The sequence below is a fragment of the Mucilaginibacter sp. P4_C11 genome, assembly GCF_056402115.1.
The window spans coordinates 36,912-62,378 of sequence record NZ_JBFUIA010000012.1 but is presented as its reverse complement, the minus strand read 5'-3'; the positions used below and the strand labels follow the sequence as shown (position 1 = coordinate 62,378).

The 25,467-nt window shown below is 42.6% G+C and carries 22 protein-coding genes and 3 tRNA genes; 12 read left to right on the top strand and 13 right to left on the bottom strand.

The features are described 5' to 3' along the window. Positions 1 to 261: 261 nt before the first annotated feature. From AC1DU2_RS12910 to AC1DU2_RS12895, 4 genes are all read right to left on the bottom strand, one after another. Positions 262 to 334, bottom strand: a tRNA-Gly gene (locus tag AC1DU2_RS12910). Positions 335 to 386: 52 nt separating this feature from the next. After that, positions 387 to 471, bottom strand: a tRNA-Leu gene (locus AC1DU2_RS12905). Positions 472 to 522: 51 nt separating this feature from the next. Beyond that, a tRNA-Gly gene (locus tag AC1DU2_RS12900) sits at positions 523 to 595 on the bottom strand. A 112-nt stretch (positions 596 to 707) separates the two neighbouring features. Beyond that, a complete protein-coding gene (locus tag AC1DU2_RS12895) occupies positions 708 to 1,190 on the bottom strand; it encodes a regulatory protein RecX (RefSeq protein WP_477357775.1) in 483 nt (160 codons plus the stop codon). A gap of 61 nt (positions 1,191 to 1,251) precedes the next feature. Here AC1DU2_RS12895 and AC1DU2_RS12890 point away from each other — a divergent pair, with 61 nt between their 5' ends. Both AC1DU2_RS12890 and AC1DU2_RS12885 read left to right on the top strand, forming a co-directional pair. Beyond that, positions 1,252 to 3,717, top strand: coding sequence for a bifunctional UDP-N-acetylmuramoyl-tripeptide:D-alanyl-D-alanine ligase/alanine racemase (locus tag AC1DU2_RS12890; protein WP_477384824.1), 2,466 nt, complete (start codon positions 1,252 to 1,254; stop codon positions 3,715 to 3,717). 593 nt (positions 3,718 to 4,310) lie between these two features. Further along, on the top strand, positions 4,311 to 4,904 hold the full coding sequence (locus tag AC1DU2_RS12885; RefSeq protein WP_477357770.1) for a DUF502 domain-containing protein: 594 nt from the start codon (positions 4,311 to 4,313) through the stop codon (positions 4,902 to 4,904). A gap of 314 nt (positions 4,905 to 5,218) precedes the next feature. Here AC1DU2_RS12885 and AC1DU2_RS12880 read toward each other — a convergent pair whose 3' ends face one another. The 3 genes from AC1DU2_RS12880 to AC1DU2_RS12870 form a co-directional block, all read right to left on the bottom strand. Beyond that, positions 5,219 to 6,466: a TCR/Tet family MFS transporter gene (locus tag AC1DU2_RS12880; RefSeq protein ID WP_477357767.1), complete on the bottom strand. Its 1,248-nt coding sequence runs from the start codon at positions 6,464 to 6,466 to the stop codon at positions 5,219 to 5,221. A gap of 81 nt (positions 6,467 to 6,547) precedes the next feature. Continuing rightward, positions 6,548 to 7,066, bottom strand: a complete 519-nt coding sequence (locus AC1DU2_RS12875) for a 3'-5' exoribonuclease domain-containing protein (RefSeq protein ID WP_477384823.1) — start codon at positions 7,064 to 7,066, stop codon at positions 6,548 to 6,550. A 127-nt stretch (positions 7,067 to 7,193) separates the two neighbouring features. Continuing rightward, positions 7,194 to 8,414: a TCR/Tet family MFS transporter gene (locus AC1DU2_RS12870; RefSeq protein WP_477357761.1), complete on the bottom strand. Its 1,221-nt coding sequence runs from the start codon at positions 8,412 to 8,414 to the stop codon at positions 7,194 to 7,196. A 194-nt stretch (positions 8,415 to 8,608) separates the two neighbouring features. On the opposite strand from AC1DU2_RS12870, the gene AC1DU2_RS12865 reads away from it, so the two are divergent. Then, positions 8,609 to 9,793 (top strand): acetyltransferase domain-containing protein, encoded by a 1,185-nt coding sequence (locus AC1DU2_RS12865; protein WP_477384822.1) that lies wholly within the window; start codon positions 8,609 to 8,611, stop codon positions 9,791 to 9,793. 116 nt (positions 9,794 to 9,909) lie between these two features. After that, entirely contained in the window at positions 9,910 to 11,862 is a 1,953-nt protein-coding gene (locus AC1DU2_RS12860; RefSeq protein WP_477384821.1) for a redoxin domain-containing protein, read from the top strand. A gap of 169 nt (positions 11,863 to 12,031) precedes the next feature. Here the strand turns inward: AC1DU2_RS12860 and AC1DU2_RS12855 are convergent, their stop codons facing one another. After that, positions 12,032 to 12,739 carry an LOG family protein gene (locus AC1DU2_RS12855; RefSeq protein ID WP_090649563.1) on the bottom strand — a complete coding sequence of 236 codons (708 nt, stop codon included), beginning with the start codon at positions 12,737 to 12,739 and terminating at the stop codon, positions 12,032 to 12,034. 148 nt (positions 12,740 to 12,887) lie between these two features. After that, positions 12,888 to 14,390 (bottom strand): sodium:solute symporter, encoded by a 1,503-nt coding sequence (locus AC1DU2_RS12850; protein WP_477384820.1) that lies wholly within the window; start codon positions 14,388 to 14,390, stop codon positions 12,888 to 12,890. Between the two features lie 303 nt (positions 14,391 to 14,693). On the opposite strand from AC1DU2_RS12850, the gene recR reads away from it, so the two are divergent. From recR to AC1DU2_RS12835, 3 genes are read left to right on the top strand one after another with little or no spacing between them, the layout of a single operon-like run. Next, a complete protein-coding gene (gene recR, locus AC1DU2_RS12845) occupies positions 14,694 to 15,311 on the top strand; it encodes a recombination mediator RecR (RefSeq protein ID WP_090649569.1) in 618 nt (205 codons plus the stop codon). A 3-nt stretch (positions 15,312 to 15,314) separates the two neighbouring features. Next, complete coding sequence (locus AC1DU2_RS12840) at positions 15,315 to 16,148, top strand: glycosyltransferase family 2 protein (protein ID WP_477384819.1); 834 nt, start codon at positions 15,315 to 15,317, stop codon at positions 16,146 to 16,148. Continuing rightward, positions 16,135 to 16,950, top strand: coding sequence for an SDR family oxidoreductase (locus tag AC1DU2_RS12835; protein WP_477357746.1), 816 nt, complete (start codon positions 16,135 to 16,137; stop codon positions 16,948 to 16,950). The genes AC1DU2_RS12840 and AC1DU2_RS12835 overlap by 14 nt, the downstream gene beginning before the upstream one ends. 150 nt (positions 16,951 to 17,100) lie before the next feature. Here AC1DU2_RS12835 and AC1DU2_RS12830 read toward each other — a convergent pair whose 3' ends face one another. Continuing rightward, a complete protein-coding gene (locus AC1DU2_RS12830) occupies positions 17,101 to 18,045 on the bottom strand; it encodes an ion channel (RefSeq protein ID WP_477357743.1) in 945 nt (314 codons plus the stop codon). A gap of 455 nt (positions 18,046 to 18,500) precedes the next feature. Between AC1DU2_RS12830 and trpD the strand changes: the two genes are divergently transcribed. From trpD to trpA, 5 genes are read left to right on the top strand one after another with little or no spacing between them, the layout of a single operon-like run. Beyond that, a complete protein-coding gene (trpD, locus tag AC1DU2_RS12825) occupies positions 18,501 to 19,490 on the top strand; it encodes an anthranilate phosphoribosyltransferase (protein WP_477384818.1) in 990 nt (329 codons plus the stop codon). A gap of 2 nt (positions 19,491 to 19,492) precedes the next feature. Beyond that, positions 19,493 to 20,137, top strand: coding sequence for a phosphoribosylanthranilate isomerase (locus AC1DU2_RS12820; protein WP_477384817.1), 645 nt, complete (start codon positions 19,493 to 19,495; stop codon positions 20,135 to 20,137). Beyond that, entirely contained in the window at positions 20,121 to 21,302 is a 1,182-nt protein-coding gene (gene trpB, locus AC1DU2_RS12815) for a tryptophan synthase subunit beta (protein WP_477384816.1), read from the top strand. The genes AC1DU2_RS12820 and trpB overlap by 17 nt, the downstream gene beginning before the upstream one ends. A 3-nt stretch (positions 21,303 to 21,305) precedes the next feature. Further along, positions 21,306 to 21,755 carry a hypothetical protein gene (locus AC1DU2_RS12810; RefSeq protein ID WP_477384815.1) on the top strand — a complete coding sequence of 150 codons (450 nt, stop codon included), beginning with the start codon at positions 21,306 to 21,308 and terminating at the stop codon, positions 21,753 to 21,755. Positions 21,756 to 21,794: 39 nt separating this feature from the next. After that, complete coding sequence (gene trpA / locus AC1DU2_RS12805) at positions 21,795 to 22,565, top strand: tryptophan synthase subunit alpha (protein ID WP_477384814.1); 771 nt, start codon at positions 21,795 to 21,797, stop codon at positions 22,563 to 22,565. Between the two features lie 283 nt (positions 22,566 to 22,848). Here the strand turns inward: trpA and AC1DU2_RS12800 are convergent, their stop codons facing one another. From AC1DU2_RS12800 to AC1DU2_RS12790, 3 genes are all read right to left on the bottom strand, one after another. After that, the gene (locus tag AC1DU2_RS12800; RefSeq protein WP_477384813.1) at positions 22,849 to 23,469 is read right to left on the bottom strand and encodes an L-threonylcarbamoyladenylate synthase; all 621 of its coding nucleotides are present in this window, start codon (positions 23,467 to 23,469) and stop codon (positions 22,849 to 22,851) included. 147 nt (positions 23,470 to 23,616) lie between these two features. Then, the gene (locus tag AC1DU2_RS12795; RefSeq protein WP_477384812.1) at positions 23,617 to 24,300 is read right to left on the bottom strand and encodes a DUF6624 domain-containing protein; all 684 of its coding nucleotides are present in this window, start codon (positions 24,298 to 24,300) and stop codon (positions 23,617 to 23,619) included. A 272-nt stretch (positions 24,301 to 24,572) separates the two neighbouring features. Continuing rightward, positions 24,573 to 25,457 (bottom strand): tetratricopeptide repeat protein, encoded by an 885-nt coding sequence (locus tag AC1DU2_RS12790; protein WP_477384811.1) that lies wholly within the window; start codon positions 25,455 to 25,457, stop codon positions 24,573 to 24,575. Positions 25,458 to 25,467: the final 10 nt, after the last annotated feature.

Below are 25,467 nucleotides of genomic sequence, written 5' to 3'. Positions count from 1 at the left end.
GCCGCACGACCACTTTGATTGTATGGCCTGCCAATGTTTTAAAGCTTAATGTATTTTTTAGAGGTAACCGAAATGCAGAGAGCGTAACAACGGCGATTGTTAAAACTAAAATGTACTTGTAGTTCATGTTACGTGCAAAATAGGTACTTATTTTGACATCACCTAACTTTTAGACTGACCCCTTGATCCCTCATTTTTCGTCTCCGGCGATCAGAAACTGGCCACAAAAAAAGCCCCTCTTTTTACAGAAGGGCTTTAATGAGCGAAAGACGAGATTCGAACTCGCGACCCCGACCTTGGCAAGGTCGTGCTCTACCAACTGAGCTACTTTCGCGTTGGTCTTCATAATTATAACAAAGCCCCGATACGCCGGTATCAAGGCTTTGTACTCAGAGCGGGAATCGAACCCGCACTCCGTTTACGGGAACAGGATTTTAAGTCCTGCGTGTCTACCAGTTCCACCATCTGAGCAGGTGATTAACCTTCAAAAATAAAACCCTTCTTTTTGATGGAAGGGCTTTGAGCGAAAGACGAGATTCGAACTCGCGACCCCGACCTTGGCAAGGTCGTGCTCTACCAACTGAGCTACTTTCGCATTGGTATTCTCCTGCTTTGAGGAAGCTGTGTGCCTATCTCGTTTGCGGGAGTGCAAATATAGACAGAATTGGATGTTCTGCAAGGGAAAATTTCACTTTTTTTAAAATAGTTTATAAGTGGTTGACTTTCAAAACATCTGCAACCAGGTCTGCCTCGTACCCGCGCCCCATAGCGTACTGTTGCAGCTTGTAACGGCGCTTTAGTTCATTTTTCTCGCTTATGGTGCCTGCTTTTTTTTCCAATAGCCTTGTTAATGCCGTAAAATAATCATCGGCATCAATGGTTAACAGGGCTTTTTTTATCAATACATCGGGCACGCGTTTCAGTTTAAGGCCTTGTTTTATTTTTACGCGGCCCCACGCTTTCTGGCTAAACTTGCCTTTGGCGTAGGCTTTGGCGAAGCGCTCTTCGTTTAAAAAGTTACCTTGTATCAGTTCGCTTATTACCTGTTCAATGGCATCGGGCCATAAGCCCCATTCGTAAAGCTTGTCGCGCACCTCTTGTTGCGATCGTTCCTGGTAGGCGCAATAACTTTCGGCCTTGGCCAGGGCTATTTTGGGGTCGGTTATTTTTATTTTTTTAGGGCCATCCATTGGTTGTCAAAATTCGTCAAAAAATATACTATAGTTAAATTAATATGCCCAAATTCGTACCATGCTTAACAACCAGTACCAGATAACCGAAGTTAAACAGATCATTAATGCGGGTGGCAACATTGTAAAAGAATACATCATCAGTGCGCTGTTTACCGATAGCCGCCGTTTAAATAACGCCGCCGAAGGCTTGTTTTTTGCCCTGAGCGGCAGGCGTAACGGACACGAGTTTGTTGCCGGCGCTTACGCCGCCGGCGTACGTAATTTTGTGGTGGAGCATGGCCCCGAATTTAATTTACCCGAAGCGAATTTTTTAATTGTGGCCGATCCTTTGGCTGCCTTGCAGGCTTTGGCCGCCTACCACCGTGGCCGGTTTAACCTGCAGGTAATAGGCATAACCGGCAGTAACGGTAAAACTATTGTAAAGGAGTGGTTATACCAGCTGCTTGCCGCCGATAAAAATATTGTACGTAATCCTAAAAGCTATAACTCGCAAATAGGGGTGCCGCTTTCGGTGTGGCAAATAAATAGCCGCAATGATCTGGGTATTTTTGAGGCCGGGATATCAACCATAAACGAAATGGAAAAGCTGGAGGCTATTATTAAACCCCAGGTAGGTGTGCTTACCCACATTGGTACCGCGCATGACGAAGGTTTTGCCAACAGGCGGGAGAAGGTTTTGGAGAAGCTTGAACTATTTAAAAACAGCCAAAAACTAATTTGTAATTACGACCTGCTGATAGATTTTCGGGCAGATATGCAGGCCAAAGAAGCATTTACCTGGAGCCGTAAATTTAACCAGGCCGACTTGTACGTTTTTAGCGGGACGGTGATCTCCAAAAATTATTACCTGCGCGCTTACTACAAAAAGCAGGAGATTGAATGCCTGGTGCCCTTTACCGACGAGGCATCTGTAGAAAATGCTATTGTTTGCTGGGCAACTATGCTGGGCCTTGGGTATAGTGCTGTTGAGGCTGATAAACGTATTGAACGGCTGGTGCCGGTAAGCATGCGCCTTGAATTAAAAAATGGCATAAACAATTGTTCGGTGATTGATGACTCGTATAACTCCGATCTGCAATCATTGGAAATTGCGCTTAATTTTTTAGGACAGCAAAATCAACATCAGAAAAAAACACTCATCCTGTCAGATATCTACCAGTCGGGGCTGCCGCAGGATGTGCTTTATCAGCAGGTTGCCGATTTGGTAGCTGGTAAAAAGGTAGATAAATTCATCGGCGTTGGCGAAGCTTTGGTAAGCCATCGGGATTACTTTAATGTAGAGGAACATCATTTTTTTAATGATACTGCAGCAATGCTACAACATCTGAAGCAGCTTGATTTTAAAGATGAAACTATCCTGATCAAAGGCTCGCGTAGTTTTGAATTTGAACGGATAAGCCGTGCATTGGCTCAGAAAGCGCATGAAACCATTTTAGAGATTAATCTGAATACCTTGTTGAGTAATCTTGATTTTTATAAATCTAAACTGAAACCAGGTGTAAAAGTGATGGCGATGGTAAAAGCCTTTAGCTATGGCAGCGGCACCTTTGAGGTAGCCAATATGCTGCAATACAATAAGGTAGATTACCTGGCAGTTGCCTATATTGACGAAGGCGCTGCATTAAGGCAGGCCGGCATCAATCTGCCTATCATGGTATTGAACCCAGAAGCTTCGGCATTTGATAAGCTGACGGAGTACAAACTGGAGCCAGTGATTTATAGCTTTGGTTTGCTGGATGATTTTGTGAGCTATGCAAAGGGGCGCAACATATCAAGCTATCCTGTAAACATCAAAATAGACACAGGGATGCATAGGCTGGGTTTCGAAAATCACGAAATTGATACGCTTTGCGATATGTTGGAAGCCAACAGGTATGTGCGTGTACAATCTGTTTTTTCGCACCTGGCAGCAAGCGAGGCCAGTAAACATGATGAGTTTACCAAAACACAAATAAAACGTTTTGAAAAAGCATTTAAGGAGATTGAACGCTCATTGGGTTATTCTGTTATTAAACACCTGTGCAATACCGCCGGCATCATCCGGTGGCCATCGGCACAGTACGATATGGTTCGGCTGGGCATCGGCTTATATGGCATCGATTCGGCCGTGCCTGCATCAAACAGGGCGTTACAGCCCATTGCCAGCTTAAAAACAAGCGTGGCACAGGTAAAAAAAATAAAAGCAGGAGATACCATCAGCTACAGCCGCAGCGGTAAGCTGGCTAAAGACGGTAAAATTGCCACCGTGCGTATTGGTTATGCCGATGGCTATTTGCGGGCATTTGGCAATGGCGTAGGTAAAATGCTGGTAAAAGGAACCCTAGTGCCAACGGTGGGTAACATTACCATGGATATGTGTATGCTGGATGTAAGTGGCCTTGATGTACACGAGGGCGATGAGGTAGTTATATTTGACGAACAGCACCAGCGGATTGAGGAGCTTGCAGCCCAGATAGGCACCATCCCGTATGAAATGTTAACTAATGTTTCGCAGCGGGTAAAAAGGGTGTATTTTTACGAGTAGTTTTTTAGATGTTAAACTATAACAATTTTGCTATTCGACCCGCCGGGCAGCTTGGAACTTTAGGAGCCGTGAGGATTCAACATTAGACATCTGAAAGGCATTTTAATAGAAGTTGGCTGTAATAAACCGGTTTAGCAATTATTAATGGGTAACTTACATACCTACCCATGTTAATCGACTTTATTATGTCAAACATCAACAATCACGATAAAAAAGATATTCATTGCCCAACGTGTAACACAATTTCACATCACAGAACGCCAAGAGGAGAAATTTTTAAATTACTGTTTTTCTGGTTACCGGTTCAAAGGTTTAGATGTTACCAATGTATGCGGAAATTTTATATTTGGAGTTAAAATCTCTAAAGTTTTTTAGCAAGGTTTTGTCAATTCAACGGGAAGAGGTACGTGTAAAGTACCAGTGATGCTTTTTTAAATGAACAAGAATTCATTTGCCGACCTGTGCACGTAAACTTACACACTTTGACTACAATAACATATCCCGGGGGCAGAAGCGCTTGAACGTACCCGTTATTTTATTTTTTTGCCAATTTAAAAGGGTGTATTTTTACAAGCAGGAAATTTCAGGGGCTTATGAACAATTTTGTACGGGTTTTAATCAGGTATTTTGCAAAAGGGCTGTTGGTAGTAGTACCTATTGGCGCAGCAATTTTTTTGATGTACTGGGGCGTATCAACAATTGATAAGGCGTTGAATTTGAGTGACCTGTTGGTTGATAAAACGGGCAAGCACCTTTACATCCCGGGCCTTGGGATACTGAATGTGATTGTGGTGATCATGATTGCCGGCATTTTAGTTACCAATGTAATAACCGACCCGATAAAACGCTGGTTTAAGCGCTGGTTTAACCGTTTACCCATCTTCGCGTTCTTGTATTCATCTATAAAAGACCTTACCGAGGCCTTTGTGGGTGAGGAAAAAAAGTTTAACGAACCGGTTTTGGTAGAGGTAAATGAGTTTGGGCTGAAAAAAATTGGGTTTCTCGTTCAAAAAGATCTTGCTGTTTTAGGACTGCCCGGCGAAGTTGCCGTATATTTCCCTTACTCATACTCGTTTGCCGGCCAGGTTATTATTATAGATGCCGGTAAAGTAAAACCCATTGATAAAAGCGCTGCCGATATGATGAAGTTTGTAATATCGGGCGGTGTAAGCGGCTTAGATCATTAATGTTGTGTCTATCCTGAAATGCAGAGTAGACTTTAGCCGAAAGCCGGAGTGTTTAGTCAAAGAATGACAAATTCAAACTTTGAACTTACGGGGCAAACCCATCTAAATATTTCTTATGACCAACACCTGGAACAAATATTGGTATGCGCCTAAATCGCATAACACCTCAGTTTAGTGTTAACCATGTATAAATATTAAATAATTGATTGTTAGGTATTTACAAAAATATTGCCCGAAATGTGTTAAGTTATGTTAACCCAATTTAGGTGCTTTTGCCCTGTTAGAGCGTACGACCAAGTACTCTTGGCTTAACACTAAACTGCTTTTACCTTTTTAGGAACGGGTACCTTTTTAAAACTCTTTACAGCCAGGAAAGCACTGGTGAGCATTAATACAGCACCCAATATATAAGGTGCGCCCGGGAAATAAGCCGTGGTATCTTTATGGGTGAACAAGTGAAAAACCGAACTCATCAGCAGCGGGCCTATGATAACAGCTACGCTGGTTAAACTGGTTAACGAGCCTTGCAGCTCGCCCTGTTCTTTTGCAGATACTGTCCCGGTAATTAACCCTTGTAAGGCCGGACCCGAAATTCCGCCCAGGCAGTAAGGTACCATGTAAACATATACCATCCAACCGTGGCTGGCAAAGGCAATTAGCACCAGGCCAAGCGCGTAAAACAACAGGCCTGCTACAATATTTTTTTCCTGCCCAAACTTAGGGATGGTATACCTGATAAGGCCGCCCTGTATGGCAACCAGCACAACGCCAATAAATACCCCAAGGTACCCGATGCTAATCTGAGTCCATTGAAATTTCTCAATCAAGAAGAAAGCTAAAACATATTCCACGGCCTTTTGGGCTACATAAACCAGGGCAAAGGCACCAACCAGGCCGGCCAGGGCAGGGTAGCGGTTAAGGCTGCGTAATGAACTTATGGGGTTTGATTTTCTCCATTCAAATTTACGGCGGTTTTCAGGCGCTAATGATTCGGGGAGTACAAAATAGCCGTACGCTGCATTAACCAGTGCAAAGGCGGCGGCGGCCATAAATGGCAACCTCACGCTGATCTCGCCCAGGAAACTACCCATAGCCAGCCCTACAATAAACCCCACACCCGATGCTGCGCCTACCAATCCAAAATTTGCCGCCCGGTTTTTGCCGGTACTCACATCGGCAATGTAGGCCGTGGCTGTACTGGTGCTGGCGCCGGTGATGCCAGCTATTACGCGGCCAACAAAAAGCCAGGCTATGGTAGGGGCAAAGGCCATGAAAATATAATCTATCCCAAAACCAAGTAATGAACTAAGCAGGATGGGACGCCGGCCATACCTGTCGCTCAGGTTACCTACAACCGACGAGAAAAGGAATTGCATAGAGGCATAGGTAAAAGTTAAGTAACCACTATACTGCGCGGCGGTACTTACATCAACATGGCCCAGGTTTTCGAGCAGTTTGGGCATTACCGGGATAGTAACCGCTAAACCAAGCACATCAATAAACAGCGTAACAAATATAAAGCCGAGCGCTGCCGACTGCTTCTTCTGAGGTTTTTTAGTCATTAATTTGATAAAGGTTTATTCGCTGTAAAAGTTTTGAAGATATCAATTTTGGCGAATATATAACCTATCCTATTATGTTATCTATAATTTAATCTTTAATTCGTGTTCGCGTTTTAGGGTGAGTAATGCTTCGGCGTTTCCTTTGGCATCGTCAACCGGGTGATGGGTGTGGGCCGTTTTGCGCAGGTGTTTAAAGTTTTTAAACATATCTTTTACCATACCTTTATACAGGCTGCCCAGGTTTTGCGAACTGAATCCAAATGGATTTTTACCCGTAAAGTGATGGAAATACCAGCAGATGAACATCCAATCGAACCCGTTATTGTCGCTGATGAAAATAGGTTGATCTTTACAAAAAGTTTTTATCCAGGTTGCAAAATTAGCCATAACCGTGGCCGGGTCATTAAATGATAAAACTTCTTCGCGCGTATGACCCGAAACAGCCAGCGCTTCGGGAATATAATTTTCAGATATCGGTTTTAATTGTCCGTAAAAAGTTTTGTCGAGGCCATCCTGTACAAGTACAGCGCCGAAAGAGATCATAGAAAAGTCGCCCGGAATTGGGCCGTCACTTTCTATATCTACCATAATATAAGCCATTGTTGTTTACTAATAATGTTATTGTTTGCCTTTTAAGGCGTGTCAAGCTTTAATTTAGCAATAATAAGGGACACTTACAATAGCGAGTTGAAATTTGAGGCCGCAAAATGATATCGTCAGTTTATTTTTACTTCTTTTTAAAACTCCTGATAGCCAGCAGGGCGGCCAATAGCATTAGTATAGCGCCCAAAATAAACGGAGCCCCCGGTAAATACAGGTGATTTTTAAAGTTGGTAAAATAGTAAAACAAGGTGGTCATTATCCATGGGCCAAATATCGAGCTTAAGCTCATGAGGCTGGTTAGGCCGCCTTGCAGTTCGCCCTGCTCATTGGCTGGCACCTGGTTGCTCATTAAGCCTTGTAAGGCAGGCCCGGCAATACCGCCCAGTGCGTATGGTATCATAAATACAAACATCATCCAGGTATGGGTGGCAATTGCAAATAATATCAGCCCTGTGCTGTACAGCAAAAGGCCCATCCATATACTGCGCTCCAAACCCAGCTTGGGTAATGTTACCCGTATTAAACCGCCCTGAACCATAGCTATCATCAAGCCAATAAAACCTAATGAATAGCCTACTATATCTTCGCTCCAGTTAAATTTCAGGATGGTATAAAATGTCCACACGCTTTGTACAGATTGTGCCGCAAAATACACCAGGAACAGCGAGGCGGCGAGACCTATTACCGATGGGTATTTTTTTAGCTGTAATAGCGATCCCAACGGATTGGCGCGTTTCCAATCAAAGGGACGGCGGTGGTCTAACGATAGCGATTCTGGTAAGATAAAGAAGCCATAAGCCGCATTTAATAAAGCTAAGCCGGCTGCCGCAAAAAATGGATAATGAACATTCCATTTTCCTAAAATACCGCCCAGTACCGGGCCAATAATAAAGCCGATGCCAAAAGCAACCCCTATCATCCCAAAGTTTTGTGCGCGTTTTTCGGGGGTGCTGATATCTGCGATATAGGCAGAGGCGGTTGTAAAACTTGCGCCCGTTATACCAGCTATGGTACGGCCCACAAACAGCCAGCCTATTGATGGTGCAAACGCAAGAAAAAGATAATCGATGCCGAATCCCAACAGGGATGATAACAATACCGGCCGGCGGCCATATTTATCGCTCAGGTTGCCAATCACCGGCGAAAACAGGAATTGCATTACCGAATAGGCCAGCAGCATAAGCCCGGAATATAAAGACGCCTGGCTAACGGTGCCGTGTATTAATTTCTCTATCAGTTTAGGCATTACGGGTATAATGATACCAAAGCCGATAACATCTATCAGCATGGTAACAAAAATAAAGCCCAATGCGGCCTGTGGCTTAAGTTTGACAGGTTTATCCATAAACCGCAAAATAATCATAAAATGTTATCGGCGGATATTAACTTTAAAAATCATTTGAATGTCTAAAATCGTCGCCTCATTGTTTTTTATTCCGAAAATTTAAAAAAAATAGGCAATTTGCAGCTTAAATATCCATTACTGGAAACCTAAAGCCCGATAACCCAACAGATCGGCCTGAACACTTAACAATTGAAATGACAACTACAATTAAAAACAGGATAACGTCGATTGATTTTCTTCGTGGCACCATCATGATTATTATGGCGCTTGACCATGTGCGCGATTACCTGTATAAAGGCTCGTTTTTATTTGATCCGCTTGACTTGGATAAAACATTTGGCATATTGTTTTTTACCCGTTGGATAACCCATTTTTGCGCGCCCATTTTCATGCTACTGGCAGGCACCTCGGCATTTTTAATGAGTCGCAAGAAAACCAAAAATGAGCTGTCTGTTTTCCTGGTAAAACGTGGCCTTTGGCTGGTATTCCTGGAGTTGGTGGTAGTTAACTTCGGCTGGAACTTTAATATCGCTTTCCCGATGTTGCTGTTTATTACCATATGGGCCCTGGGGATAAGTATGATTGTACTTGCCGCATTAATCCATCTGCCTAAAACCGCTATTCTTGTTCTTAGCCTCGTAGTTATATTCGGGCATAATTTATTGGATGGCGTGCACGTGGCCGGTAATAATATAGCCGGTTTTGGCTGGGCCTTCCTTCATGACCAGCGTCCGTTTTTCTGGGGGCATGAAATACTTTTAGTAGGTTATCCTATAGTTCCGCTGGTGGCAATTATGCCATTGGGTTATTGCCTGGGGCAATTGTTTACCCCGGAGCACGGCGTGGAAAAACGCAGGAAAACTTTATTTATCATTGGCGCTGCTTCCCTGGTATTATTTGTAGTAATCAGGTATCTTAACGTATACGGCGATCCTGTTAAATGGACCGTGCAGAAGGATGCATTTTTTACCTTCCTGTCGTTTATCAAAGTAAATAAATACCCGCCTTCGTTGCTGTATATTTTATTGACAGTGGGCTCGGCTTTGCTGTTCCTGGCCTTTACAGAAAAGCTGCAGAATGCTGTTGTCAGGGTAGTATCTGTGTACGGCAGGGTACCCATGTTTTACTATATTATCCATATCTACATTATTCACCTCATAGCCCTTGTTGCATCCGCCGTTACGCCTGGTCAGAACTGGAAAATCTGGGTACTTGATCAGCCTATTTGGTTTACTACATCGCTTAAAGGCTACGGGTTTTCGCTGCCGGTTGCTTACCTGGTTTGGATAGTTATTGTTATAGGCTTGTACCCGTTGTGTAAGCGGTACGATGCCTATAAACAGGCGCATAAAGAAAAATGGTGGCTGAGTTATTTGTAGCAAATACCATAAGCGTAATTTGGTACTATAATGAATGTTATTTATAGTTAATAAATGTTAACCGCTTTCTTTTTTGGTAAATAATAGTATTATTTTAGGGGTAAAATAATTTACCTATGAAATATCGCAAACTGCTGCTGGTTTTGCCTGCTATGCTGGCGCTGCAAAACATTTATGCGCAAAACAATCATCTTACTTTGTCGGCTCAGTTTCCGGCTGCCGCCGAAAAAATAAAATTAACCTATAACCCTGCCGGGACCGCCGTTGACGGGAAGAAGGATATCGTAGCCGAAGTTTATTTTATTGATGGCAAAGATAACCCCGTTGCCGATGTAACCCTAAAAGCCAGCGGCGCTTTGTTAACCGGCGATTTTACTGTGCCCGCACCTGCAAAAGCCTTTTTTGTAAAGCTGTACAGCGGCGAGGCCATTGATAATAATGCCGATAAAGGGTACCTGTTTTTTGTTTATCAAAACGGGAAGCCTATACAAGGTGCTTATGAAGCGGAGGCGTTTGTTTTAAGCAGCGGCGTTGGCGTACGATTTGGCGGTATAAAAGCCGATAACGACAAGGCCCTTGAATTGTTTAAAAAAGAAGATGAGGTGTATCCTAAAGGCGAGCGTCTTTTTAATATCCAATACTATTCTATACTGGCTAAGAAAAAAGACTCGCAAACTGTCGCTTTGGTAAACGCTAAAATAAAAACGCTGGAGAAAAGCAATGACGAGAAAGACCTGGTGCTGGCAACAAACATACTCAACTGGACAAAGCAGTCGGCATCAGCCGATTCGATGGTGGCGGTGATCAAAAAACGATTCCCCGAAGGTACAACGGCAAAAAATGATGCCGCTGTAGAGGTTTACAAAATAGCCGACCTTGAGAAAAAGGATTCGGCTTACAATGCCTATATCGCCAAATATCCACCCAAGCCAGAAGATAAAATTCAGGCGCTTGATTACGTCAGGACCCAGTTGGCTTCTGGTTATCTCAAAAAAGGTGATATGGTGGCCTTTAAGAAATATGCCGCCCTGGTAAAAAACAAAACTGTTTTAGCAGCAGAGTTTAATAATACGGCCTACGAGTGGGCCAAGGCCGGTAACAAACTGGAAGAAGCGGATAACTTATCCAGGCAATCATTGGATATCATGGCCGAAAGTGCTAAAAACCCGGTTTCTGGGGCTTATACCTCGGCAAAAACAGTGGCTAAACGTAGCCAGGAATCTTATGATATGTATGCCGATACCTATGCTTTTATTTTATATAAAGAAAAGAAGTATGATGAGGCTTTAAAATATCAAAAAGCTGTGTACGCAACCAATACCTACAACGATCCTGAAATAAACGAACATTACGTGTTGATACTGAATGCCCTTGGTAAATATGCCGAATCGCAACAAGTAATTGAAGGCGCTTTAAAAGCCGGCAAAGGATCAGATGTTTTAAAAAATGAGTTGAAAACCGATTATATGAAGTTGAAAGGCAGCCAGGCAGGGTACGATGAATATCTTGCTTCCCTCATCAATTTTGCCAGGAATAAAAAACGCGCTGAACTGGCCAAGCAAATGATTAACCAACCCGCATTGCCCTTTGCTTTAAAAGATTTTGAAGGCAACACCGTATCACTGGCCAGCCTGAAAGGCAAAGTGGTTATTGTTGATTTTTGGGCAACCTGGTGCGGCCCTTGTAAAGCATCGTTCCCTGGTATGCAAACTGCTGTAAACAATTTTAAGGACGATGCAGATGTGAAATTTTTATTTGTTGATACCTGGGAAAACGGCGATAACTATGCCGACGGTGTAAAGAAGTTTATCGCCGATAAAAAGTACAGTTTTTATGTGCTGATGGACGAAAAAGGTGCCGACGGTCGCCAATCAAAGGTGGTAACGCAATTTGGTGTTGATGGTATCCCTACCAAGTTTATCATCGACAAAAACGGTAATATCCGCTTTAAAGTTGTAGGCTTTGATGGCTCGGCCGACGGATTGGTTGATGAAGTTACCGCCATGATTGATATGGCTAAGGAGCCTGCCGCTGCTGCAGGTGTAGCTCCTAAGGAGAGCATGAAATAATTCCTTTCCATAGAATAATCATCGGGTAAAATCTGAAAGAAAACGTTATGACGTTCAACGGATATGGTTAAACAAATATTCTGAACTACGTCGCAATGACGGCGAGGGTAACTGAAAAAAAAATGCCGCACTGAACCAAGGCGGCATTTTTTTTGCGAATAAAACATCTTTAAAAATTCGGCTTCAACACATATTTGTTGTAGAAACGGGTAATATGGTCAACTGCTTCTTCGGCGGTATCAACTACGCGGTAAAGCATCAGGTCATCGGGGTTGATGTTGTGCTGATCGGCTAACATTTTTTCTTCTATCCAGCTAAACAAGCCTTTCCAGTAATCAACACCCACAAAAATAATAGGGAAGCGCGCAATTTTACCGGTTTGGATTAACGTCATGGCCTCAAAGGACTCATCCATGGTACCAAAGCCACCCGGCAAAATGATGAAGCCTTGCGAGTATTTCATAAACATTACCTTGCGGATAAAAAAGTAATCAAACTCCATGATCTTATCCCTGTCGATATATTTATTGTGGAACTGCTCAAACGGCAGTTCGATATTTAAACCTACCGATTTGCCACCTGCTTCGTAAGCGCCTTTGTTGGCTGCCTCCATGATACCTGGTCCGCCGCCCGATATTACGCCATAACCATGCTCGGTAAGCAGGCGGGCAGCTTCTTCGGCCAATTGGTAATACTTGTTATCATTGTGGGTACGTGCCGATCCGAATATGGATACACATGGGCCAATTTTGGCCAGTTTTTCAAAGCCGTCAACAAATTCGGCCATTATTTTAAATATCTGCCAGGAGTCTGTAACCTTTATTTCCTGCCAGTTTTTGTTTTCAAATGCTTGTCTTATTTTATCGTCTCCGGTCATATCCTTTGTTTTTTATTAGTCCGGAAGTCCGAAAGTCGGGAAGTCCGGAAGTAGTTATTGTTTAGTCCGAAAGTCGGGAAAGTGCGAAATTCTGGATGTGTTATTAGTACATTAAAGTTGTTAATTATGTTTTGTTGTTGATTCTCTTTTACCCTGCCACAACTTTCGGACTTCCAGTCTTCCTGTCTTTCGGACTCGAACTCAGCAACAAGCCGACAAAGGTAATTAATCCGTTAACAATGATGAGCTCATTGCTAAAAACATATCCGCCCAAAAGCGATTTTGATTCGGCATTTAAAAAGTAGCATATAGCAGGCGATGCCACACAAATAAAGGGTACCAGCTTATCCCTCACCTGCCTGTTACTTACAAATAAACCAAAGGAGTAAAGCCCCAGTAACGGCCCGTACGTGTACGATGCAACAGTAAATATGGCGCTCACCACCGCATCGTTGTTAATAGCGTTAAATATCACAATGGTTAAAAACATCAGCCCCGAAAAGGCAATATGCACCATATGGCGTGTGCCTACCTTTTTTTTGCTGTTAAGATCGGTGCTTTTGTTAAATCCTAAAAAATCTACGCAAAAAGAGGTAGTAAGCGCGGTAAGTGCCGAATCGGTGGTAGCAAAGGTTGCCGCTGTAAGCCCCAGCATGAAAACCATAGCCGGTATAATACCCAAATGTTGCAGGGCGATGGTAGGGTACAGGTAGTCGGTTTTATTCACATGGATGCCGTATTTGCTGGCGTACATCCAAAGCAAAGCGCCTACGCTTAAAAAGAATATATTGATAATTACAAATACCCCTGTAAAGCTGAACATGTTTTTCTGGGCCTCTTTAATGTTTTTTAAGCTCAGGTTTTTTTGCATCAGGTCCTGGTCAAGCCCCACCATACCGATGGTTATGAATATGCCACCTAAAAAGGCTTTTGTAAAATGGAATTTGCTGCTCAGGAAATCGTTAAAGAAAAATATTTTGGCATAACTGCTGTTTTTAATAGCATCGGCAGCCTCAAAAATATTCAGGTGCAGGCTGCTGCAAATGAAGTATATCGATAGAAATACCGATAACACGAGGAAAAAAGTTTGCAGGCTATCGGTAATGATAATAGTTTTTAATCCCCCTTTAAATGTGTACGACCAGATAAGCACTAAACAAATGAGCACCGTAACTGCAAAAGGAATATGGTAACTATCAAAAATAAATTTCTGTAAAACAATAACCACCAGGTACAACCTGAAGGATGAGCCGATAACCCTGCTGATGAGGAATATCCCGGCGGCAGTTTTATAGCTCCAGGTGCCCAAAGCCCCTTCAATATAACTGTATATTGAGGTGAGTTTTAACCGGTAATAAAGCGGTAGCAATACGGTTGCGATGATGAGAAAGCCGGCCGCGTTGCCCAGCACAAATTGAAAGTAAGAAAACTGATCGCCGGAGGGAGCGCCAACTTTGCCCGGTACCGAAATAAAAGTAACCCCGCTAAGGGCGGTGCCAATCATCCCGAAGGCAACCAAATACCATTTAGAGTTGCGGTTGGCCACAAAAAAGGTATCATTATCTGATGCTTTGCGGGATGTAAGCCAGGAAATAACCAGCAACACTAAAAAATAACCGATGATAAATGATAATAGTACTCCTGGCGACATAGATGTTTTGTTAGTCCGGAAAGTCGGTTAGTCCGAAAGTCCGGAAGTAGATCCGAAAGCCGGAAAGATCCGTAAAGTCCGAAAGTGAGTTGCAAAGTACAGAACAAATTAACTATTCACAAACTTTAGTCCGAAAGTCCGGAAGACGGGAAGTCCGAAAGTGGGAAAAAGGCCCTGAAGTCGGAAAGTAAATTGCATAAAGCAGAAGAAATTATCAAAATACAAACTTTAATCTTCCCGATTTCCCGACTTTCGGACTTTCCGACTTTCCCAACTTCCCGACTTATTCCTTAACTTCGCACTATGAATTTTTCGTCCAAATTACTGGAAAATGCTGTAGCAGAATTTGCCAAATTACCTGGGGTGGGTCAAAAAACCGCGCTCAGGTTGGTGCTGCATTTGCTAAACCAGGATAAACAGGATGTTGAACGATTTAGCACCACCGTGAGCAAGCTGCGTAACGAGATTATGTTTTGCTCGGTTTGTCACAACATATCCGATCATGCCGTGTGCGAGATTTGCTCGTCGCACAAACGCGACCGCAGCCTTATTTGCGTGGTTGAGGATACCCGCGACGTAATGGCTATTGAAAATACCAACCAATACAATGGCGTATATCACGTATTAGGTGGCTTAATATCGCCAATGGATGGGGTAGGGCCATCGGATTTGCAGGTTGATACCCTGGTTGAACGCCTGAAGGAAAACGAAGCCAAAGAGATCATTTTTGCCCTTAGCGCCACCATGGAGGGCGATACCACTTTGTTTTATTTAAACAAGCGCATAAAATCTTTCCACATTACCATATCAACCATAGCCCGTGGCATAGCCTTTGGAGGTGAATTGGAGTACGTAGATGAGATCACCCTCGGGCGGTCTATCGCTACACGTGTTCCGTATGAAAATTCATTGTCAAAGTAAGGTATGAAACTCTCTGTCATCATTGTAAATTACAATACCTGTGATATGCTCAGGATAGCGCTTAATTCGGTAATAAGGGCCGCTGTGGGCATTAATTACGAGGTTTTTGTGGTGGATAATGCCTCGGCAGACAAATCTGTAGAGATGCTAAGCGGTGAGTTTCCTGATGTTAAAGTAATTGCCAACACCAGCAACCAGGGGCTGGCGATAGCTTATAACCAAGGAATTAAAGAGACTACCGGAGAGTATGTTTTAGTAGTCAGTGCGGATACAATTACAGGCAAAAAGACTTTTGAGAAGGCGCTGGAATTTATGGATATGCATTTGGATGCCGGAGGGATGGGTGTACGGATGATAACGCCTGACGGCCGTTTCCTTGCCGAATCAAAACATGGGTTTACCGAACCCTGGGCCGTGTTTTTTAAACTGACAGGTCTGGCCAAATATTTTTCAAAATCGCGCCTTACCGATGTACAGCGTAAAGATTGGGTGGAGGAGTTTCAAACTTCAGAAACCGATGTGCTTAACGGCGCTTTTATGCTGATGCGTAAAGAAGCTATTGATAAAGCCGGGCTGTTTGATGAGCGTTTTCATACCTATGGATATGATATCGACCTCAGTTACCGTATCAGGCTTGCCGGGTTTAAAAATTATTACTTTCCCAAAACGTATATCATCAACTTCAATAGCCGTAATAATGTGAAATTTAGCTGGGATTATCTTAAGGAATTTTATGGTGCGATGATTATCTTCGCCGCCAAATATTTATTTAAGGTGCCCGAAATTAAAGTGGAGGGTTTGCCGCAGCTATTCCCTTCAACTTATGAAGTTAAATGATAAAGTTATAGTAATTACCGGGGCGTCATCCGGCATCGGAAAATCGTTAGCTATCGAATGTGCCAAACGCGGCGCAACCGTGGTTTTGGCAGCCCGACAGTATGTAACCCTTTGCGTAATAACCCAGGATATTGAAAGGCGCTACCAAACCAAAGCCCTGGCTGTACAATGCGATGTAACTATCGAGGATGATTGTGCTCAATTAATTAAACAAACCCTCATCACCTTTGGTAAAATCGATGTGTTGATAAATAATGCAGGCATATCTATGCGGGCGTTGTTTAAAGATGTTGATTTAAAGGTACTTAAATCATTAATGGATGTTAACTTTTGGGGCGCGGTGTATTGTACCAAATACGCACTGCCCGAAATTACCAAAACCAAAGGCAGCATAGTAGGCGTATCATCCATAGCGGGCTATAAAGGCTTGCCCGGCCGCGCGGGATATTCTGCTTCAAAGTTTGCCATGAATGGTTTTTTGGATGCCTTGCGGGTCGAAAACCTGAAAACCGGTGTACATGTATTAACCGCTTGTCCCGGCTTTACCGCATCAAACATCCGCAATACCGCGCTTAATAAAGAAGGAGTAGAACAGCGCGAAAGCACCCTGGAAGAAGATAAAATGATGACAGCCGACCAGGTAGCCAGGGTAATTGTAAATGGCATTGAAAATCGCTCGCGCACCCTGGTTTTAACCCTGCAGGGCAAACTTACAGTATTGCTTAGTAAGCTACTGCCAGCCTTTTTAGATAAGATGGTTTATAATGTATTTGCCAGGGAGAAGAATCCGCTGCTTAAGTAGTTCATTGGTTCATTTTTCTGAACCGGAATTCATCGAATTAAAGAATTTATTGAATTTTGCTTTTCAAATTCTGTTAATCCAGCGAATTCTGAAAATTCCGGTTCAGACAACAAAGCGATAAGACCAATGAACTAATGAACAAATGGTGAACTAATGAACCAATTGATATTCACTTATCTTACTCATATCCAAAATAGCCTGTCCGTCTTCATCACGATGAAATACAGGTACAAATTTGGCGCCCCAAACCACGTCCGAATAGATATAGGATGTTCGGGAATGTACAGTTTGTGAAAAGGTATCATCAAAGGTTTTAAGGATGACGGATAAACTGGCCTGTTTAGCTTCCAGTTCCTCCTGGGTCATGTCTTTTAATGGGCTGTTTTCATCAAGTGGATGCACCACCGTCCAGTTTACTGTCAAAATGCTCACAAACTTTCGTTCCAGTTCCAGTTGAAAAAACTTGCGGATCACCTTGCCGTTCACTTCTTCGTTATAGCCAAATACCACCTCAATCTCGAGGTCTATCAATATGTTACGCCTTAAATTGGCCAGCCTGAACATGAGCCCCCAGCCCTTATCACGGTAAGGAGCAACCAACACATTATCGCTATACAATATTTTAGCCGACGGCCTGGAAAACCGCCCGTATAATAAGCCAGTAGCTAAGGCAAAGGCCAATAAGCCCATCATCGATTCTAAAGCGGCCACACTGTTTGCGGCCATTCCCTTCGGACTGATGTGTCCATAACCCACGGTCGAAATAGTTTGGGCCGAAAAAAAGAACGCATCCATAAAACGGTCGAATACAGTATTGCCACTGCGGCCATCAAGCACGTCAGGACCCAATGAAATGTAGATGCATGCAAATATGATGTTGGCCGTAAAATACCCGCTAAAAACAATAACCCAAAACTTGCGCCAGCTCATGGTAATAAGCGAGTGATAATTGTTGGCTGTAGAAAAACGCGGCAAGCCGGTACGCCTTACGTTGATAGATCCATCTTTATTAATAACCGGCTGGCTTTTTACCACAGGCTGTGTGCCAAAGCCAAGGTCATCTTCGGGGTTTATTTTTTCTTGATGTATAGCCATGTTTAATTATTGAATTACTGAGTTATTGAATTATTGATTTGAGCTGCAAAGGTGCTATTTTCATAATTCCGTAAAACAATATATTGGTTGCTGATAGTTCATTACAAATATTCATTTAATTTTTTATTCAATAATTCAATAATTCAGTAATTCAATAATTCAATAATTCAATAATTCAATAATTCAATAATTCAAATTTATCTGTTTGTTTTTATAAAAACTATTTCCATATTTGTGGCATAAATGAAAATGAACGCATTAAACAACAATTGGTGGTGGCTTAACGAGATATCGTAAGGCAATTCCGTGTTTGTTTAAAAAAATATATTCAAAGGAAGGGTTGCCATACGGTAACCCTTTTTTTATTAGCCCCCGGCCCCCTGAAGGGGGAGGGAAAAAGTCGGGGGGAGTTGAGTTAACAATTAAAAAGTACCCCCTTTAGGGGGCCAGGGGGCATGAAACAGATACTTAATCATCTATTCGAACACAAAACCTTTAGCCGGGAGCAATCAAAAGGGATTTTGATAAACATAGCTCAGGGTAAGTATAACAACTCGCAAATGGCTGCGTTTATGACGGCTTATTGTATGCGCAGTATTACCGTTGATGAACTGGAAGGCTTTCGCGATGCCATGCTGGAGCTTTGCCTGCCCATTGATTTGCAAACCGGCGAACTGATAGATTTGTGCGGAACCGGTGGCGATGGTAAGGATACCTTTAATATATCTACTCTTGCATCTTTTGTAGTAGCGGGAGCGGGTTATAAGGTAGCCAAACACGGTAACTATGGTGTATCATCGGGTTGCGGCTCGTCAAACGTGATGGAGTATTTGGGGTACCAGTTTACCAACGATGCCGACAAACTAAAACGCGGAATTGACAAAGCCAACATCTGCTTTTTACATGCACCACTGTTTCACCCGGCCATGAAAACGGTAGCGCCTATCCGCAGGGAACTGGGGGTGAAAACTTTTTTTAACATGCTTGGTCCGCTGGTTAACCCGGCGAAGCCTGAAAACCAGCTGGTTGGTGTTTTTAACCTGGAGTTGGCAAGGGTATATGCTTATCTTTACCAAAAATCGGCCACTAAATATACCATAGTGAATGCTTTGGAGGGTTATGATGAGGTTTCCCTTACCTGCGATTTCAAAACCTTCTCGGCCGAGGGAGAAAAGATAAATAGCGTTGAAGCACTGGGTTTTGAAAAGCTTGATCCATCAGAAATTGCCGGTGGCGATACCGTAAGTGCCTCTGCAGCAATATTTAGCAGCGTGCTTAATGGTGATGGTACCAACGCGCAAAACAATGTGGTGCTATCCAACGCGGCACTGGCTATCAGGACTATTAACCCCGAAAAAACTTTTGCCGATTGCTTTTACGAGGCCGAGGAAGCCCTGCTAAGCAAAAAAGCGCTGAATAGTTTTAACCTGCTATTGCAAAACTAAACATGAAAATAAAAGTTTGTGGTTTAAAAGATCCAGAAAATATTGAAGCGGTTGCCGCTTTAAACCCCGATTACCTGGGCTTTATTTGCTACGGGCTTTCACCGCGATATATTGGTCAATTATCTGCAGAAACTTTCAAAAAACTACAAATAAACATCAAAAAAACAGCAATTTTTGTGAATGAAAGCGCACAAATAATCAACTCTTTAATACACGCCTACAATTTTGATGTAATACAACTACATGGCAACGAATCGCCGGAATTTAGTCACAGTTTTCGGGACAGGGTTACCGTGTTTAAAGCATTTGGATTGGATGAGAATTTCGACTTTAGCCAGCTGGATAATTACGTAAACAAAGTAGACTATTTCCTGTTCGATACAAAAACTGCCGCCTATGGGGGCTCGGGTAAAACTTTTGACTGGGGGATGCTGGAAAATTATAAACTGGATGTCCCCTTCTTTTTGTCGGGCGGCATCAGCCTTGATAACCTGGAAGAAATTAAAAAGATTAACCACCCGCAATTTTACGGGGTAGATTTAAATAGCCGTTTTGAAACGGCGCCGGGTGTTAAAGATACCGGCAAACTAAAACAAGCATTTGATATCATCAACAAGCAAACTATTACAAATGAAATACGGAGTTAACGAGCAAGGTTATTATGGCGATTTTGGCGGCGCCTATATCCCCGAAATGCTTTATCCAAATGTTGAGGAGTTACGACTTCAATATATCGACATTATTAATGATCCCGGTTTTAAAGCCGAATTTGACGACTTGCTGAAAAACTATGTGGGCAGGCCTTCGCCGCTATATCATGCTAAAAGATATTCGGAAAAGTATGGGGCCAACATATTTTTTAAACGCGAGGACCTGAACCATACCGGATCGCACAAGATCAACAACGCTATCGGGCAAATTCTGCTGGCTAAGCGCTTAGGTAAAAAACGTATTATTGCCGAAACCGGCGCCGGGCAACACGGTGTTGCCACAGCTACTGTTTGTGCCTTGATGGGTATTGAATGCGTGGTTTACATGGGCGCGGTTGACATGGAACGCCAGGCCCCCAATGTATCCCGTATGAAGATGCTGGGTGCTACGGTAAGGCCGGCTACATCGGGCAGTAAAACATTGAAGGATGCCACCAATGAGGCCCTGCGCGATTGGATAGGCAACCCCGTTGATACTCATTACATCATCGGATCGGTGGTTGGGCCGTACCCTTTTCCGGATATGGTGGCCAGGTTCCAGTCGGTGATTTCCGAGGAGACTAAAAAACAGTTATTGGAGCAAACCGGTAACGAGCTACCTCAATACGTAATGGCTTGTGTAGGTGGCGGCAGTAACGCCATGGGCATGTTTTACCATTTTTTGGATGATGAAGACGTGAAGCTGGTTGCCGTTGAAGCGGCAGGTAAAGGTGTTAACAGCGGCCACTCGGCAGCAACCACATTTTTGGGAAAGGAAGGTGTGCTGCATGGCAGCCGTACTATACTCATGCAAACACAGGATGGGCAGGTGATTGAACCATACTCAATATCGGCAGGGCTGGATTACCCGGGTATTGGTCCGCAGCATGCGCACCTGTACAAAATAAATCGCGCCCAATATACCAGCATTACCGATGATGAGGCCTTACAGGCAGGCTTATTATGCTCGCAAATGGAAGGTATTATCCCGGCCATTGAAACAGCCCACGCACTGGCACAACTGGAAAAGATGACATTCAAAGCCGATGATAACGTTGTTATCTGTATCTCGGGCCGGGGCGATAAGGATTTGGATACTTATATTAAGCACTTCAACTATTAAGCTGTGGCTGTAATTAAATATCACGATTGGCTTATAGAGACCGATAGAGAACAAAACGAACAGCTATATAAGCAAGTTGAAACAACGGGAACGCAAAGTTGTGGATGCGAAAACTGCAAATATTTTGATAGTATAAGCCATCGGGTTTTTCCTGCCGAGATAAGGGAGTTATTTGAAGCGCTGGGGGTGGATATTAACAAAAATTGTGATGTTTCTGATTTTGGGACAGAAGAAACCGGTCATATGTTTCTTGGTCGTTTTCAATTTGTTGGAAGCTTACTTGAGGGACACGATAGCAGCGTTCCGACAGCAAGCGGTGGCTTTACTGTAGATCTGCTGCCGCTGAATGACACATTTAAAATAGGATTTACAAAATTGACCTCTGATTCATTTTTTAAAGACGTGCCTAACCTGGTACAGATTGAATTTATGGCCAGGGAGCTTTACGGATAAATTAAGAGTTGAAAAATAATTACTAAACAGGGTTAAAATATGAACCGCCTAAACGAGCTTTTCGCTACCAAAAAGGATAATTTGTTATCTATATACTTTACCGCGGGCTATCCCGCGTTAAACACTACCGTTGATATTGCCGAAGCCTTGGAAAAAGCCGGCGCCGATTTTCTTGAAATTGGTTTCCCGTACTCGGATCCCGTGGCCGATGGACCAACAATTCAGCACAGTTCTGAACAGGCTTTGGAAAATGGCATGACCCTTAACGTGCTGTTTGAAGAACTGACCGAACTACGTAAGCGCGTTACTATCCCTATTTTATTAATGGGTTATTTTAACCCCATAGTACAATACGGTATCGAACGTTTTTGCAAAAAGGCAGTTGAATTAGGTGTAGATGGCGTAATAGTGCCCGATTTACCCATGTACGAGTACGAGGCCAAATACGCCAATTATTTTACAGATAACAACTTGAGCAATATATTCCTGGTTACCCCGCAAACATCCGAAGATCGCATTCGTAAAATTGACGAACTGAGCAACAGTTTTATATACCTGCTTTCGTCATCTTCCATCACTGGCGGCAGCTTGCAGCTAACCAATAGTATCGAAGATTATTACAAACGCATTAAAGCAATGGAACTTAAAAATCCAACTATCATAGGTTTCGGTATCTCGGATAATAATACCTTTAAGCAGGCATGTGCTTACGCAAACGGCGCTATTGTAGGCAGTAAGTTTGTGAAGTTGCTGGCCGAGGAAGGTTATATGGAGAAGATACCTGGGTTTATTGAGGGAATAAGGCCGTAAGAAATAATGCGCTTTTCGAGCTACCGTACACCCACATCTTTTGGACCTCGTCTATTAATAAGTTAGAATGTCATTTCGAGCGAGCCAGAAAGGGACTTGTGCGCAGGAGGTGAGGAGAAATCTTCAACACCATGCATTCCGATAAGTTGGTCGTGATGCAAATCGTTCAGGATTTCTTTTTCGCGCCTGCCTTTTTCCCCCTCAGACTCTATCGAAATGACATTTTTGTTTTGTTAAAAAATATGGGTTGACCTTAGCGTTCCAGGGATAGCTTGCTTGGGGCCTACAAATACATCTCCAAATCTCCCTTACCCTCACGAATTACTTCAAACTCGCCGTTGGTACAGTCAACTACGGTTGATGCTACGTTATCGCCGTAGCCGCCATCAATTACGATATCAACAAGGCTCTCATATTTTTCGTGGATCAGTTCCGGGTCGGTAGAATATTCGACGATATCATCATCGTCGCGGATAGAGGTGGATAGGATGGGGTTGCCCAATACGCGTACAATTTCGCGGGCAATATCGTTGTCCGGAACGCGGATACCAACCGTTTTTTTGTTGCTGCTTAACAGCTTGGGCACTTTATGGCTGGCGTTAAATATAAAGGTAAACGGGCCGGGCAACGCCTTTTTAAGCACACGGAACGTTGCGTTATCTATCGGTTTGATATAATCAGAGATGTGGCTTAAATCATAGCAGATGAAGGAAAAATTAGCCTTTTCGGGTTTAATGTTCCTGATTTTACAAATGGCTTCAATAGCTTTATGGTTGGTGATATCGCAACCAAGCCCGTAAATGGTATCTGTAGGATAAATAATCAATCCGCCTTTGCGCAGCACTTCAACAACCTGCTCTATCGCTTTAGGATTCGGATTTTCGGGATATATTTTAATGAGCATATTTAATAGACAAATATACGCTGAAGTAGTTTAAAAAATGTATGGTAATAAAAGAGTTGCAACCAGCGCCACTTTTAATTAAGGCGAATTCGCCTTAATTAAAATCAGGGTTATTTAACTTTTGCTGTTCGAAGAGACTTCGAAGCACTATTTCGTTTTTTGAATTTCAGATAGCCCAATAACTTTAAAGCTAACCCCTAAGCGTTCGGCGTTTTGTTCTACCGTTAATTCAAAGCCAGCGTTTTTTCTAAGCTCATTTACATGTAAAGGGTCTTTGATAGGCCAAATTACATACTTAACAGCATCGCCGTTTAATGTAATAAATGTAGCTTGGGTGCCATAGATTTGTTCTTTATTAGTATCCATTAAAAAACGATCTTCCATCATTGCGAATAAATGAAACGGTAATTCGTTTTTTTTAGCAGCTGTTTCGATAGTTCTTATGTATTTCCCAATCTTTGAAGAATGTTGAATGACATAATAAGCACTTTCGTTACTTGGTGACCCTACAAGAGATTTGCCAGGATAACCGTATTTTCTAATTACTGCGGCGATATAAATAATATTGGCAGAGTCAATGGTGTTTTGTTTTTTCCAAAGTGTCTGTTTTAAAATATTCTTTGATACATGGTACTTTTTCGACAAATAATCTTCATTCCCAGAACTCATAAGCAAAACGAGATCCTCTCTATATTTTTGATCCAGTACCATAATGCTGTCCAATTTTCGTTTAAGCGGAAGATTCATAGTGCTTTGTGGTTTATCACTTACATTCGCCATACAACCTAATATCAAAAAAATAGTGAGCTTAAAAAGAATGGTATCAATCATTGCCCAATTTATTCAAAACCTCTAAATTATGACGCATAAAAGAAATAGATATAGAGATTATTTTTAGCGGAAATCTTGCTTTTCGAAGTCGTCAGACTACGGTGGGTGTTTTTTTGAACATAAAATGTTGCTGTTCGAATTCTCCAGACTACAGTAGATTTTTTGAATATTGATATCTTTGGGAATAAATATATAAAAGGTTACTGTAGTCGCAAACTACAGGCATAATCGTCCGAAGTCGCAGAATCTGACAGCGGGTAATTACCAGTGGGTTACCAGTTAAACAATTCTTTAGCTTTTTTCAGTAGGCTTGTTTTATCGCAATTAACATCAATTCTGGCTTGTGCGTAGGGTGCACCAAGTTCCTTTGCTTTATGCCAGTCCTTACAAGCCCCTTTAACATCCTTTATGTTCAATTTTGAATTTCCCCGGTTAAAATAAGCCATCTCGTTTTCGGGATCCAATTCAATAGCTTTTGAATAATCGTTGATGGCTTCCTGATGTTCCCCGGCTTCATCTTTGTTTGCGGCCCTGTTTACTATAGCATCTATAAAATCAGGTGCTATTTCGATAGCTTTGTCATAATCACGCCTTGCAGCTTTCCACGTGTGCAATTCATCTTTTATCACCGCCCTTGAATACCACGAGTTAGGGTCGTCAGGATTTATTTTAATCGCCGTAGAAAAATGGATTATCGCCATTCCGAGATTTCTTTTGTTATAGGCTTCCATTGCAAGATTGAAATAATGATCTGCCTGGCTGGTATCAATTTTAGGAAATACCTGGTTTTTCGGATCGCCCATGGCCCCGTACCCATTCAATTTACAATCAAATTCATAGCCTTTGCAATACAAGTCGAGTGCCCAATACATCAGGTTATTTTCATCAACCGGAAATTCAGTTGCCTCGCCTGATATTTCCCAACAGTCGTCCCTTTTTATGATATCACCAATTTTATATCCATAATTATTTGTTAAAAATGAGGCCAAGGCATCAAGCTTACCTTTGGTATCTGAAATGAAATTGAAATCATATGTTGCTAAGGCATTGTCCTGCATTCCGCTTTTTTTCCGCTGTTCAAATACACTCACCGCGGATGACATTTCTTTGCCAAATTTGTTATGAAATTCTGTTTTAGTAAAAAATCTATTTTCCATTTGTTATAAG

What these genes read in the sequence shown, in the direction of transcription:
- AC1DU2_RS12875 (WP_477384823.1), bottom strand. Translation starts at nt 7,066, where the DNA reads ATGGCTTATATTATGGTAGATATAGAAAGTGACGGCCCAATTCCGGGC.
- AC1DU2_RS12895 (WP_477357775.1), bottom strand. Translation starts at nt 1,190, where the DNA reads ATGGATGGCCCTAAAAAAATAAAAATAACCGACCCCAAAATAGCCCTG.
- AC1DU2_RS12860 (WP_477384821.1), top strand. Translation starts at nt 9,910, where the DNA reads ATGAAATATCGCAAACTGCTGCTGGTTTTGCCTGCTATGCTGGCGCTG.
- AC1DU2_RS12890 (WP_477384824.1), top strand. Translation starts at nt 1,252, where the DNA reads ATGCTTAACAACCAGTACCAGATAACCGAAGTTAAACAGATCATTAAT.
- AC1DU2_RS12795 (WP_477384812.1), bottom strand. Translation starts at nt 24,300, where the DNA reads ATGATTGATACCATTCTTTTTAAGCTCACTATTTTTTTGATATTAGGT.
- AC1DU2_RS12830 (WP_477357743.1), bottom strand. Translation starts at nt 18,045, where the DNA reads ATGGCTATACATCAAGAAAAAATAAACCCCGAAGATGACCTTGGCTTT.
- AC1DU2_RS12800 (WP_477384813.1), bottom strand. Translation starts at nt 23,469, where the DNA reads ATGCTCATTAAAATATATCCCGAAAATCCGAATCCTAAAGCGATAGAG.
- recR (WP_090649569.1), top strand. Translation starts at nt 14,694, where the DNA reads ATGAATTTTTCGTCCAAATTACTGGAAAATGCTGTAGCAGAATTTGCC.
- AC1DU2_RS12855 (WP_090649563.1), bottom strand. Translation starts at nt 12,739, where the DNA reads ATGACCGGAGACGATAAAATAAGACAAGCATTTGAAAACAAAAACTGG.
- trpB (WP_477384816.1), top strand. Translation starts at nt 20,121, where the DNA reads ATGAAATACGGAGTTAACGAGCAAGGTTATTATGGCGATTTTGGCGGC.
- AC1DU2_RS12870 (WP_477357761.1), bottom strand. Translation starts at nt 8,414, where the DNA reads ATGGATAAACCTGTCAAACTTAAGCCACAGGCCGCATTGGGCTTTATT.
- AC1DU2_RS12850 (WP_477384820.1), bottom strand. Translation starts at nt 14,390, where the DNA reads ATGTCGCCAGGAGTACTATTATCATTTATCATCGGTTATTTTTTAGTG.
- AC1DU2_RS12790 (WP_477384811.1), bottom strand. Translation starts at nt 25,457, where the DNA reads ATGGAAAATAGATTTTTTACTAAAACAGAATTTCATAACAAATTTGGC.
- trpA (WP_477384814.1), top strand. Translation starts at nt 21,795, where the DNA reads ATGAACCGCCTAAACGAGCTTTTCGCTACCAAAAAGGATAATTTGTTA.
- AC1DU2_RS12885 (WP_477357770.1), top strand. Translation starts at nt 4,311, where the DNA reads ATGAACAATTTTGTACGGGTTTTAATCAGGTATTTTGCAAAAGGGCTG.
- AC1DU2_RS12865 (WP_477384822.1), top strand. Translation starts at nt 8,609, where the DNA reads ATGACAACTACAATTAAAAACAGGATAACGTCGATTGATTTTCTTCGT.
- AC1DU2_RS12835 (WP_477357746.1), top strand. Translation starts at nt 16,135, where the DNA reads ATGAAGTTAAATGATAAAGTTATAGTAATTACCGGGGCGTCATCCGGC.
- trpD (WP_477384818.1), top strand. Translation starts at nt 18,501, where the DNA reads ATGAAACAGATACTTAATCATCTATTCGAACACAAAACCTTTAGCCGG.
- AC1DU2_RS12840 (WP_477384819.1), top strand. Translation starts at nt 15,315, where the DNA reads ATGAAACTCTCTGTCATCATTGTAAATTACAATACCTGTGATATGCTC.
- AC1DU2_RS12820 (WP_477384817.1), top strand. Translation starts at nt 19,493, where the DNA reads ATGAAAATAAAAGTTTGTGGTTTAAAAGATCCAGAAAATATTGAAGCG.
- AC1DU2_RS12880 (WP_477357767.1), bottom strand. Translation starts at nt 6,466, where the DNA reads ATGACTAAAAAACCTCAGAAGAAGCAGTCGGCAGCGCTCGGCTTTATA.